This window comes from Iodidimonas sp. MBR-22 (genome assembly GCF_029946565.1).
GTDB classification, from domain to species: domain Bacteria; phylum Pseudomonadota; class Alphaproteobacteria; order Sphingomonadales; family Rhodothalassiaceae; genus Iodidimonas; species Iodidimonas nitroreducens.
The window spans coordinates 26,161-38,418 of record NZ_JARKVQ010000021.1; the positions used below are offsets into that span (position 1 = coordinate 26,161).

General features: G+C 51.7%; 12 protein-coding genes, 4 tRNA genes and 1 pseudogene. 8 read left to right on the forward strand and 9 right to left on the reverse strand.

Features of this window, described 5'->3' with window-relative positions:
• Window positions 1-331: 331 nt before the first annotated feature.
• From QK300_RS12630 to QK300_RS12665, 8 genes and pseudogenes are all read right to left on the reverse strand, one after another.
• On the reverse strand, window positions 332-736 hold the full coding sequence (locus QK300_RS12630; protein ID WP_281302089.1) for a hypothetical protein: 405 nt from the start codon (window positions 734-736) through the stop codon (window positions 332-334).
• A 23-nt stretch (window positions 737-759) separates the two neighbouring features.
• Complete coding sequence (locus tag QK300_RS12635; protein ID WP_281302088.1) at window positions 760-2,163, reverse strand: ABC transporter permease; 1,404 nt, start codon at window positions 2,161-2,163, stop codon at window positions 760-762.
• Window positions 2,164-2,189: 26 nt separating this feature from the next.
• Complete coding sequence (locus QK300_RS12640; protein WP_281302087.1) at window positions 2,190-3,230, reverse strand: ABC transporter permease; 1,041 nt, start codon at window positions 3,228-3,230, stop codon at window positions 2,190-2,192.
• Window positions 3,231-3,802: 572 nt separating this feature from the next.
• A tRNA-Thr gene (locus QK300_RS12645) sits at window positions 3,803-3,878 on the reverse strand.
• 217 nt (window positions 3,879-4,095) lie between these two features.
• Window positions 4,096-4,341 (reverse strand): annotated as a pseudogene (locus QK300_RS12650) (helix-turn-helix domain-containing protein); the annotation flags it as partial.
• A 159-nt stretch (window positions 4,342-4,500) separates the two neighbouring features.
• Window positions 4,501-4,827, reverse strand: coding sequence for a YnfA family protein (locus QK300_RS12655; protein ID WP_281302086.1), 327 nt, complete (start codon window positions 4,825-4,827; stop codon window positions 4,501-4,503).
• 69 nt (window positions 4,828-4,896) lie between these two features.
• Window positions 4,897-6,675 carry a HAMP domain-containing methyl-accepting chemotaxis protein gene (locus tag QK300_RS12660; RefSeq protein WP_281302085.1) on the reverse strand — a complete coding sequence of 593 codons (1,779 nt, stop codon included), beginning with the start codon at window positions 6,673-6,675 and terminating at the stop codon, window positions 4,897-4,899.
• Window positions 6,676-6,950: 275 nt separating this feature from the next.
• A tRNA-Thr gene (locus tag QK300_RS12665) sits at window positions 6,951-7,026 on the reverse strand.
• A gap of 319 nt (window positions 7,027-7,345) precedes the next feature.
• Here QK300_RS12665 and QK300_RS12670 point away from each other — a divergent pair.
• From QK300_RS12670 to QK300_RS12690, 5 genes are all read left to right on the forward strand, one after another.
• A complete protein-coding gene (locus QK300_RS12670; protein ID WP_281302084.1) occupies window positions 7,346-7,525 on the forward strand; it encodes a hypothetical protein in 180 nt (59 codons plus the stop codon).
• A gap of 59 nt (window positions 7,526-7,584) precedes the next feature.
• Window positions 7,585-7,959 carry a GntR family transcriptional regulator gene (locus QK300_RS12675; protein WP_042084152.1) on the forward strand — a complete coding sequence of 125 codons (375 nt, stop codon included), beginning with the start codon at window positions 7,585-7,587 and terminating at the stop codon, window positions 7,957-7,959.
• Entirely contained in the window at window positions 7,959-8,840 is an 882-nt protein-coding gene (locus QK300_RS12680; RefSeq protein WP_281320854.1) for an ABC transporter ATP-binding protein, read from the forward strand. Before QK300_RS12675 ends, QK300_RS12680 begins: the two co-directional genes overlap by 1 nt.
• Window positions 8,840-9,787, forward strand: a complete 948-nt coding sequence (locus QK300_RS12685) for a hypothetical protein (protein WP_281302082.1) — start codon at window positions 8,840-8,842, stop codon at window positions 9,785-9,787. The genes QK300_RS12680 and QK300_RS12685 overlap by 1 nt, the downstream gene beginning before the upstream one ends.
• 91 nt (window positions 9,788-9,878) lie before the next feature.
• Window positions 9,879-10,001, forward strand: coding sequence for a hypothetical protein (locus tag QK300_RS12690; protein WP_281302081.1), 123 nt, complete (start codon window positions 9,879-9,881; stop codon window positions 9,999-10,001).
• Window positions 10,002-10,033: 32 nt separating this feature from the next.
• On the opposite strand, the gene QK300_RS12695 is transcribed toward QK300_RS12690, so the two are convergent.
• Window positions 10,034-10,885, reverse strand: coding sequence for an RNA methyltransferase (locus QK300_RS12695; RefSeq protein WP_281302080.1), 852 nt, complete (start codon window positions 10,883-10,885; stop codon window positions 10,034-10,036).
• Window positions 10,886-11,114: 229 nt separating this feature from the next.
• On the opposite strand from QK300_RS12695, the gene QK300_RS12700 reads away from it, so the two are divergent.
• The 3 genes from QK300_RS12700 to QK300_RS12710 form a co-directional block, all read left to right on the forward strand.
• Window positions 11,115-11,199: transfer RNA gene (locus QK300_RS12700), tRNA-Tyr, on the forward strand.
• A gap of 90 nt (window positions 11,200-11,289) precedes the next feature.
• Window positions 11,290-11,363, forward strand: a tRNA-Gly gene (locus QK300_RS12705).
• Window positions 11,364-11,554: 191 nt separating this feature from the next.
• A partial coding sequence (locus tag QK300_RS12710; RefSeq protein WP_281302079.1) for a GTP-binding protein occupies window positions 11,555-12,258 on the forward strand: 704 nt, incomplete at its 3' end.

The window sequence follows — 12,258 nt, forward strand, 5'->3', positions numbered from 1 at the left end:
CTGTTGAGGCTTGGCTGGCAGACCATCGAGAAGACCATCGCGGCGGCTGGCTGAGCATGATGCCGGGGAGCTTTGATCAACGCACCCGGCGATCTGCTTTTAATAATGCGAACGATTCTTATTTGCAATGAAAATCTGTGATGAAATGAGGCCGCATGGTCTGCGCGCAAGCGCCTACAAGGCCAGGAAGGGGCGCGGTGTGGGCAGGACGCTTTCAATATAACGGCAGAAAAGCGCCTAAGGGCTATAGGTCAGGATTGTATTTTTGCCCAATTCTGAAAACACTTGTCCCGATTTGTGCGGTCTGATTCTGGCAGGACACGCTTGGGCTTCATTGGGCTTCGGGCTTCTTTCTGAGGACGAGTTCACCAATGACTTTATCCAACATTTCGACTGACAGAGGCCCTTGAAGGGTTTTTCCTGTCAGTTCACCATCGAATTTCAGTGGCAAGCCGGACGTATTAAGCTGAAAGGTGACGGATGGCGGATTGAAAACGACATTCGAGATGGGTGTAGACTGACCATCGCCTTCACTGATGATGTGCGCCTTATAGGCACCCGCGTCATTGACCTCAAATTCAATGTTTATATCAAGCGCGTTCCCGCTTAAGCGCATTTCCCCACCCCAAATGCCTGCTAACCCGTTTGGCTGGTGATCTTCTTGCTGGGCATTGCTAGTAAAGGCGTAAATTGAAAGAAGCGCCGAACAAAACAGAACTTTAAATGCTTCACGCATTAGCTATTCCTTTTTTGATGTTATCATTCGTTAATATTTAAAGTTTTTAAAACAGAGATATTTGATATAATTGTATATATAACAGAAAATACTGAAATGCAGGATAGCAGTACAATTAAATAAGATGTCATAAAATGTGTAATATTTATATGCACACTATCAATACGTTCATTTAACCAGTTAGCATTCCATGCATAGGCGGCAAAACTTCCCAGTGTACATGCCAACAAAATATTATAAATATATTTCCTTATAATAAATAAAGTAACAGAAAACACATCTGCACCCATAAGACGCCTGATGCATATTTCCTTAATGGATTTAATCATTGACCGGTAAATCATTGAAAATAATCCTGTTACTGCAACAAGCATGAACATCACTGTGGAAATTATGACTATTTCTATATTGTTCTTTTTTTCGCTTTGCATTTGGTCATAATGAAATTTTAGTGTATTGATGCTTATTTCTTCAATATCCTTAAATGACGGCAAGCGATTCACGATAGTATTTTTAAATCCAAGTATATCCAAAGAATGATCGGTTTTAATATAGTAAGATTTACTTTTAAATTTATCGGGCATCACGAAAAAATAGAATCTCTCCGCATTTAAGTCCCCAAAATAGAGATTATCCACGACCCCGATGATGCGCAGGGGCGTGAGCCCAGATGCAATATCGAAAAACGTTATGATTTCTCCCAGGGCCTTTTCAGGGGTTTCGAGCCCAAGTTTTTCGACCGTCGAGCGGGTAATGACAACAGATCGGATTGCGCCGGTCTGATCATCAGTCTTGTAGAAATCAAGCGATCGTTCAGCGGAAAACCATCTTCCCGCGATAACATCAATGTCAAAAACTGTGTCAAAATGCTCTGCGACCGAAATTTCGGAGGCATTGAACATCAGATCTTCAAGCGTCTTGATATGCCCAAGTCCGATTGGTGTCGCTGACTCCTGCTTTCCGGGAATGGACGGAGAAGAACTGGTCAGATACAGGCCCGATTGATTGACAACCGCGTTGCGCAATATATCTTCCGAGACGGTTTCTTTAGTGTCGAAATCGATACGGAATATTTGTGACGTATCAAAACCACGATCAAATTTTAGTATTCTGATGTAATCATCATAATGTATGATCGATGTGATAGTAATAAAAAAAATAACAATGAATTGTATGAATAATAAAATTTGATTGTTAAATATATTTTTTGTAAAGATGCCTATTTTGTATTTCTGATCAATATAAATGGTTTTCAGCGCCCCATAAATCGACAATATGATCGAAAATATAGTTATGAATGATGTCGTCATTAAAAACATCAAAACATATTTTGTATTCATTTCTCCCAATTTTATAAGTGTTAATTTTTCCAGAAATGGAACCGAAAAATATATAAACGCTGATGCTATCGTCGATATGATGATCATCAAAGCAAAAATTTCAGTAAAGATATTTATAAAAGATCTGAAAATTTAGCGCCATAGATCTTATGGATATAAAAGCTTTTTTCTCGACTTCCAATTTTGGAAATTTCAATATTCGTTATATTGAATAAACAGATAAAAATAAGCATAACAGATATATACAGGAAGGATTTCACCAGATCACCGTTCCCATAGTCCTTCATTCCATCTGGTGCAATACGACCGGATTCCGGATGCAAATGAAGGCTGTTAACAGGAAGGACGCGAACCCGGGGATAGTTTGAATCTCCCGGCCCGCCAAATTTTGCAAGTGGACTTAGGCGCTTAAGGATCTCGGCTGTTTCCTGTTCGAGAGATGCTTTTGAATGCTTGCCATGGGTTTCCACATAAGTCAGAGCATTATTTGTCAACCAGTTGTCGTCGCCTGTCCCTGCAAATCCGGATAGTGGCGAGGTTATGGGTAACAGCAGGCCCCGAAACCGGAAATGCGTATTTGTTGGCAGGTCTGCCAGAACGGCGCCCACAGTGAGAACCACGCCGTTATCCAGTTCGATGGTCCGACCGACGACATCGGTGGACCCAAAAACGCGCAACGCCTCGTCTTGTGTCATGATGGCACGCATTGGGTCTGCCAGCGCCTCTTGCGCGGACCCCGCGATCACGGGAAATGGAAACACCTCGAAAAAGGTCTCGTCCAAAAACTGTGCGGTTACGGTGATGTCTTCATTTGGCGGAGCGTAATGAAGGTTTTTCGGGAGGGAAACCAATCTGGTTGCGTGCCGCACGCCTCTAATGTTGGATTGAAGTGCGCTTGCTAAAGCCGGCGGCGATGTTGGGAGAATGATATCCTCCCCGCCCCCATTAAGGTTCGTTAAATCAATCTCCACCCGAAAGATGCGATCGGGATTTTCCAGCCAATCCTCATAACCGGTTTCATGACTATAAAGCAAAAGGGACAGACCGAGCGCGAACACGCCGATGAGAAGCCCGCCAAGACCGATTGTCCGGCTGATATCGAACTGTTTAAGTTGGCGAAATGTCTGGCGGAGGATCAGGCTGTTAAGCACCATTTCAATCTTGGCCTTTATCTGGGGCCGCAGGCGCCAAAAGCACCCGCAGCTTTTATTTTACAGTATGACTAAAGGTCAAGAACTGCGGAGTTGCAAATCGTTGTTGTGCCATCCGACGCGCAGATAACAATAATTACATCCGGGCCAATTTCTACGACAGCATTTGCCTGATTTGCCAGACCGAGACTTCCAGCACCAAAGTTAAAAGCGCTTGTAAGGAGAGTTTTGAGCGTTCTCATGCTAATTTTCTTTTATTTTTGAATTTTGTGTTCATGGCCACGCACCATCTTAATGGCTGCAAAACTGTCGACATATTCGTTTTAATCTACTCCTAACGCCCGTCAACGCCGTCAGCGCACGCTTCACATCTATTTGATCATGACTATGTAAAGACTATTTTTGGATGCCAGATACAGGTTCTGGACATTATTCAGCTTGGCAATAAAAGATATGTGCGTTGTATCGGGTTGTTTCGGTTCACGCCTAGACAGAGCGTTGCTTTCATGAGCACCATGCGCGCATACGGATGAAGCGTGAGCGGGTGGTTCCGATCTCACCCTGACGGGGGGGAATGGTGCCGGCTGAGGGACTCGAACCCCCGACCTTCGGTTTACAAAACCACTGCTCTACCAACTGAGCTAAGCCGGCTAAAACAAGATCAGCACAAGACATTGAGGCTGATCGCCCATAATGCGGCGGACCGTATGCGCGCTGGCCTGCAGAATCAATTGAAAAAAACAGCGTCAAAAAATTTCGCCAAAAAATATCAGTCGGCGGTCCAGTGCGTCGTCTCGCCCGGCGGATCTTTCAGCCTCAGGGGGATCACGCGCTCGGCCACTTGCACGCCCAGCGGCGGAATGCGCGAAGGGTGCGTCTTGTCGCGCAAGGGGCCCGCGACGCCATCCTCGGCGAAGCGTTCCTGCCAGCGCCACATGCAGGTCTTCGACTTGCGGGTCTCGCGCATGACGGCGTTGGTGCCGAGACCGTCGGCGGTCAGAAGCACGATGCGGGCGCGCCAGACATGCTTTTGCGGCGAATTGCGGTTCCTGACAAGGGCCCTCAGGCGGGCGCGATCGGTCGCGGTAACGGTGATGGATATTCCTGTGCGCATGTCCCAGATTCGCATGCGCAGCCGACAAGGGGAATCCCTCTCAGGACTCTCTTGTCAGGCGGATACCAATAGATTGCATTACCCATGATGCTATCGGTGTTTAGAAAATCGGGAACTGAGTGGCGATAAGCCGTTTGCTGAACTTCAATTTACGCATTTTCAATTTACTCTGGGCCCCCAAAGAATGAGCCCGGCCCCTGCCAGACACAGTATCACCCCCATTAGATCCCAGCGATCAGGCCTGGCTCCTTCCGCCAGCCATAACCAAAGGAGCGAGGCCATAATATAAATCCCGCCATAGGCGGCATAGGCCCGGCCTGCAAATCCTGCCTCTGCATGGCTGAGCAAAAAAGCAAAGAGAATGAGGCTGCCAATGCCGGGAACGAGCCACCAAACGGATTGACCAAGGCGCAACCAGGCCCAAAAGGCAAAGCACCCGGCGATTTCTGCCAGAGCGGCCGCCAGATAAAGCGCAATCGTCGTCATCTGATAGGATCCATTTTGCCATCACGCCACGGGCTTATTTCATGGAAGGGCTGGTTTTTTATGCCGCTTTTAGACGGCCTTGACTTCATCAAGGAAGGTTTCGATCCGAAAGCGCAGGCCATCGGCATTTTCCTTGAGCGCGATAGCGGTTTTCGCCACTTTATCAGCATCCTGTCTGGTTTCTCCAACAGATGTATTGACGCCAATGATATTGGATGAAACCTCTGATGTGCCCTTGGCCGCTTCCTGCACATTCCGGGCAATTTCCTGCGTTGCGGCACCTTGTTCCTCGATGGCGGCGGCAATGGCAGAGGCGATTTCATTGATCTGATCAATGATCGAGGAGATTTCCCGGATCGCCGTCACCGCCCCTTCGGTCTCACTTTGAACGCGGGATATCTGCGTGGCAATTTCTGCTGTGGCCCGGGCGCTTTCATTGGCTAAGGTTTTCACTTCGGATGCGACAACGGCAAAACCTTTTCCCGCTTCTCCGGCGCGGGCGGCTTCGATGGTCGCATTCAGGGCCAAAAGATTGGTTTGACTGGCGATATCATTGATCATTTTCACCACCTCTCCGATCTGATCAGCGGATTGCGAGAGCGTGCGCATATTATGAGTTGAACGCTCGGCGGTTTCGACAGCGCGGCCGGTGATTTTGGTCGCTTCCGCGACCTGACGACCGATCTCGCCGATTGAACTGCTCATTTCTTCAGATGCAGCGGCCACCGTGTGAACATTGGTGCTGGCTTCTTCCGAGGCATTGGCAACGCGATTGGATTGGTCGGCGGCTTCATCAGCGGATGTTTTCATCGCCACTGCGGTTTCATCCATCGAATTGGCGGCATCGATCAGCGCTGCCAATGCGGTATTGGCATTGTCTTTGAAGGCATCGATCTTCTGGCCAAGCAGGATGGCTCTTTGTGCTTGCATTTCTGATTGGCGGGCAATTTCTTCAGATGATTTTTTAATCTCTTCCGCCTGCTGCTCGGTTGCCTTTGATTGGCGCTTGATTTCATCGGCTTGCCGCCGAGTTTCATCGTTAAAAGCTTCGTTCTGGATCATCGATTCTTTAAAGATGGTCAGGGCACGCGCCATGCCGCCAATTTCGTCTTTACGATCAGTGTCGCCAATATCGATGTTTAAATGGCCGTTGGCCAATTCACCCATATTGCCGGTCATCCGGGTTAGGGGGCGGGTCAGTCCGCCAATGACGATAGCCAGTGCCAATCCAACGCCCGTGATAATGCCAATGGCGGCAACGATCAGGATGATTTCAAGCGCCCTGTTATAATAAGTATGCAACAGCTCAGCATTTTGTGTGACGGCTTCGGCATTGAACTTTGCCTGTCTAACCATCAATTCATTCAGGGCCCGGCGGTTGGAACGATTGGCATCATTATCCCCCCAGGCACGACCGGCGGCCGGGCTTTCCTCTCGGGCGAGGCGGGCCAATTCAGTGCGGAAGGCAATGAATTCACTGACTGTTTTATCCAGTGCATTGAAATTTTCCAGATTCCTTTCAGATGCAATGCTGCGCCATTCATCCATATTGATTTTGATCAAACCCATGAATTTGTCCATCCCATTGGCATAGCGCTCTGCGGCTTCGGCTTCGGCTTCGGTGGACATGTAAACACCGCGAGAATCCATCACCACGGCATAAATCAGGGCGTTGGTATTCTCACCCAGAATGGCGCGGCGTGCTGCCAGCGTCGATTCCGTGGCAATTTCATCATATTTTTGAATGGTCATGATGCCGATGGCTGCGATCGAGAGGGCAACCAGGGATAAAAGGGCCACAACTGAAAGGATTTTTGGCGCAATCCGGACGCGGGATAAAAAATGCATGATCGGTCTTCCACTTTAGAAGCTCGTAAAAATAGCGGGGATGGCGGCTAATTTTTGAGCATTAATCTGATAATATGATTTACGTCTCAATACGTGAAAAGGTTATTAACAAGATGAAAATGTATTATAAGGCGTGCAGGCATAAGGCTGAGCCATTGATAATCAAGACAATGACAGCTGCGGCCTTAGCGCATTTTTTTGGGCGTGAGCCGCGTGCAGCGCATGGCCCTGACGATGAATGCGGCAGGATCGCCTGGCAAAATAATTGAAAAATCTGGTGCCGGCTGAGGGACTCGAGCCCCCGACCTTCGGTTTACAAAACCACTGCTCTACCAACTGAGCTAAGCCGGCCAAAACATGATCAGCACATAATAGATCAGGCTGATCGCCCATCATGCGGCGGACCCTATGCGCGCTTGCCAACAGAATCAATTGAAAAACACAGCGCCAAAAAAATTTCGACGCAAATTTCGGCAAAAAATTTCAGCAGGCTTGATGATGCGTCTTGACATATGCGTATAGGTGTTTTACTAAGCTAGTACACCAAGGCGATATGGCACGAATCAATCGCCACGAACGACAGCAAAACGACGACAGCACGGCTATCACCGGCGAAGCGACTCCGAAAAAGAGGAGAGGCCCGATGGTCATAACAGCGAGGAGCAGCATCATGCAAAAATCCTTAGCCCTTCAATCACCCCTTTTACCAATATCCCCCTTCAGATCAGCCATGGGCCCACGCACTTTGCCTTATGGCGGATCGGGGGGTGGGCGCATCCATCATCAGATGCAGCCCCCGGCGATCCGCTTTGGAAGCCTTGATCGATTGGGTAAGCGGTGCAGGGCCTGAGTGGGCACCCCCCTCATGCTTTGTTTGACGCTTTTGGTTTTGCCAGGGAAAGGACATTCATGATCACGTCGGATTGGACGGACGATCAGCCTATCTATCGGCAGCTCAGGGATAAGGTTGTGAACGCCATCATCGAGGGAGACCTCAAGGAAGGCGAAGCGCTGCCATCGGTCCGGGCTATTGCCGTGGATTTGCAAATCAATCCCATTACGGCATCCAAAGCCTATCAGGAACTGGTGGCAGAGGGTTTGGTGGAAAAACGCAGGGGTCTTGGCATGTTCATCATCGATGGGGCGCGCCACAGGGTTCTGGAAGATGAACGCAGACGATTTCTGCAAGAAGAATGGCCGCGCATCGTGGAGCGGGTCCTGTCACTGGGGCTTGATCGCGAACGACTGCTGGCGATTTTCGATGAACAGGAAGGAACGAAATGATGTCGCAAACTGATGCGGCGACCCTGCGGCCCGCCATTATCGAGGCGCAGGGCCTGCGCAAATCCTATGGCCGCTTCACGGCCTTGCAGCCCTGCTCCTTCACCATCCCCCTTGGCCGGGTTTATGGGGTGATCGGCGCCAATGGCGCAGGCAAAACCACATTATTGAATGCGGTTTTAGGGCTTATAAGGGCCGAGGGCGAGGTGCGGGTGCTGGGCCTTGATCCGGCGAAAAAGCGCGATGCCCTGATGCAGGATATCTGCTTCATCGCCGATGTGGCGACCTTGCCGCGTTTCATGAAGGTGCAGCAGCTTTTATCCTATGTGGAAGGCGTGCATCCGAAATTTTCCCGCGCCAAAACCCTTTCTTATCTGGAGCGCACCAAAATTCCCATGAACAAGCCGATCAAGGCTTTGTCGAAGGGCATGGTCACCCAGCTTCATCTGGCCATCGTGATGGGGATCGATGCCCGGCTTCTGGTTCTGGACGAGCCGACCCTGGGCCTTGATATTCTTTTCCGTAAAGCGTTCTACCGCGATCTTTTAGAAGATTATTTCGATGAAGAACGGACCATCATCATCACCACCCATCAGGTGGAAGAGATCGAAAATATCCTGACCGATGTGATCTTTATCAAAGACGGGGCGATCACCCTCGATGCCTCGATGGAGGATCTCGAAAGCCGCTTTGCCGAGGTGACGACAGGGCCAGAGAAACTGGCCGAAGCGCGCGCCCTTCACCCGCTTTATGAGCGGACGGCTCTGGGCCGCACCTCTTTCTGCTTTGAAGGGGCGGATCGCGCCGCCCTGAAAGCGCTGGGGCCGGTGAAGCGCATGTCGCTTGCGGATATCTTCATCGCCAAAATGTCGGGAGACGCATAATGAACAAGATCAAAGCCCTGCTTTGGCGGGAAGCCATCGAACATAAATCCGGCATGATCATCGCCCCCATCATCATTCTGGCCCTGATGACCGCGATGACCGTTGGCACCTTTTTATTCGGCTTGGGGGATATCGATTTCCTCAATCGAGATCATGGTTCAAATTTCGGCGGCTTATTGAACAGTCTGGCGGAAATGGATGCGCCCTTGCGCGCCGGAGCCGTGATTTTGTTTCTGAGCACGATGACCATGCCAGCCCTGATGGCGCTGCCGATCATCATCTTTTTCATCCTTTTGGGGGCGCTTTATGAAGAGCGCCGGGATCGCAGCTTTCTGTTCTGGAAATCGATGCCGGTGTCCGATACCGCCGAAGTGATGACCAAACTGGCCGGGGCGCTGCTTTTGGCACCCGCCCTCTTCATTGCTATCAGCATTGTGTTTCAGCTTCTGCTTTTGCTGCTGGTCAGCCTGATCGGGGCGGTGGAAGGCGGCCCGGTGAGGGCGATCTGGCCGCTGGGGGCGATTGTGCTGAATTGGCTCTACACGCCCTTTTACATGCTGTTCTGGGCATTGTGGGCCTTGCCGATTTATGCCTGGGTGCTGCTTGCCGGCTCTTTTGCCCCGCGTGCGCCTTTCATGTTTGCGCTGGTGCCCCCGGTTGTTCTGGGGGTGATCGAAAAGGTTTTGTTCGATAGCTATTATCTGGCGCGATGGGTGGGTCAGCATTTCGCCGCATCGCCGATGATGGAAGCGATTGTGGGCAGTTCCTTTGCCAAAAAGGCGGGGGCGATGACCGATTCCGATATGCCCGCGTTCGTCCGTTTCCTGTCCGCCCCCGATTTTGCACCGCTTTTCCAGAGCCTTGCGCAGGCCGATCTGTGGCTGGGGCTGGTGATTTCGGCGGCCTTCATTTACGGCGCCATCTGGTTCCGGCGCTATAGCATCTAAGCCAAAAACCGGCGGGTGCGTGGCCCTGCGCTGCCGCCCGCCGCACCATAAAAAATAGCAAGCAACAACAGCGAGAAGAAGGATATGTTCGATGATTGATCCCCGCATTCTGGCCCAAACCCTGCCTGCAAGCGATCTGCCACTGGCGTTGATCCGCCATGCCAATCGCCCTCATCAACAGCGGGCAGGTGCGCGAAAAGCGCTGAAAGACTGAACCCGACCATCAGATCGATCCGGCCCTTTCTTTCAGGGCTGGTCTTGGCTCAGGGCATAAAGGGCCACAGCCGCCGCATTGGATACATTGAGGCTATCGATCAGGCCCCGGCTGGGGGCCAGCGCAATTTTGGCCAGAATATCGCAATGGCTTCGGGTCAGGGGGCGCAGACCACGCCCCTCGGCCCCCAGCACCAGCACCAGAGCCGGGCCTAAATCCACCTGTGCCAGATCGGTGTCGCCTTCACCGGCAAGGCCAATCCGCCAATAACCCATCTCTGCCAATTGATCGAGGGCGGCGGAAATATTGGTCACCCGCACCCAGGGCACGATATCCAGCGCGCCCGATGCCGCCTTGGCCAATACCCCTGATTCGGGTGGTGCATGGCGATCTTGCGTGATCAGACACTGCGCCCCAAAAACCGCTGCACTGCGCAGGATCGCCCCCACATTATGGGGATCTTCGACCTGATCGAGCATGATGATCAGGGATCGGCCATCCTTTTGGGGTGGAAAATCATGGAGACTGCGCGGCGGCAAAGGATGGGCTTCCAGAACGAGCCCCTGAGTCGGCGTTTCGGCGGGCACCATTGCGGCCAGATTGCGCGGATCGGTGAGCCGGACGGCCAGACTTTGGGGGATGTCGATCTCGGCCCCTAGGGCTTTGTGGGCGGCTTCTGTGGCATGGAGGCGGATGGTGTGCCGGGCGGGATTGGCCAAAGCCGCGATCACCGCATGGCGGCCATGGATCAATAATCCGCTGGGCGGGGATGGGCGGTGGCCAGCCTTGGGATTATGGGCCTTGGGATTATGGGGCTTGGGTTTATGATCAGCCCCGGCTTTGTGGTTGGCCCCGGTTTTGTGGTTGGGGTTTTGCCCTGCCATGCTCTTTTGTCCGGGCCCACGGCTCTCTGTGCGCTCGGGCGCAGCTTTTGGCCGAGAGGGGTGGTTTTTACGTGGTTTTCCAGTCTGGGTCATGGCTGTGCTATAGGCAGTCGGGAAAAAAGGTGCAAGGCCCACGCAGTTTTCCATGAGAGGAATGTTGACAACCCGTTCAATTTGCGGATAGTCCGGCCCCACGCGGATGGATGTTCGATCATCGCCGCATGGATATGGAGGGGTGGCCGAGTGGTTAAAGGCAGCAGACTGTAAATCTGCCGGGTTTCCCTACGCAGGTTCGAATCCTGCCCCCTCCACCATCCGGACTTGGCCACCATCCGAATTTGGCCGCCATCCAGACTTGGCCACCATCCGGGATCGGCCCGATGACAAGGCAAGGCCAGAACTGCGCGGGCGTTGTGTAATGGTAAGACCCTAGCCTTCCAAGCTAGAGATACGGGTTCGATTCCCGTCGCCCGCTCCACTGGTATTTTCCACAGAAAAGTCTGAAAATGAAAAGCCTGCGCCCTTGGTGCAGACAATCCCTTGACCCGAGGAAAATCGGTGATTATGAGGACGCCCTGTAGGCTGTCGCGCGCGGGTTGATGCCCCGGCTCAGCCAGCCCGCCTGTAGAAGGCGCGCATAGATTTGACAGTCGAGCAAAGGACCATGAAATGGCGAAGGCGAAATTTGAGCGGAACAAGCCGCACGTAAATATCGGGACGATTGGCCATGTTGACCATGGCAAGACGACGCTGACGGCGGCGATTACGAAGGTTTTGGCGCTGACGGGCGGGGCGACGTTCACGGATTATGCGAATATTGATAAGGCGCCAGAGGAGCGGGAGCGTGGGATCACGATTTCGACCTCGCATGTGGAATATGAGACGGAAAACCGTCACTATGCGCATGTGGATTGCCCGGGCCATGCGGATTATGTGAAGAACATGATCACGGGTGCGGCGCAGATGGATGGGGCGATTCTGGTTGTATCGGCTGCGGATGGTCCGATGCCGCAAACGCGCGAGCATATTCTGCTGGCGCGTCAGGTTGGTGTTCCTTCGCTTGTTGTGTTTTTGAACAAGGTTGATCAGGTTGACGATGAAGAGCTTTTGGAGCTTGTTGAGCTTGAGATTCGTGAGCTTTTGAGCGCCTATGAATTTCCTGGGGATGATATTCCGATTGTTTCGGGCTCGGCGCTTGCGGCTTTGGAAGACAAGAACCCCGAGATTGGTGCGACCAAGATTCTGGAATTGATGGCGGAAGTTGATCGCTATATTCCGACGCCTGAGCGTCCGATCGACAAGCCGTTTTTGATGCCGATTGAAGATGTGTTTTCGATTTCGGGCCGTGGCACGGTTGTGACGGGCCGGGTTGA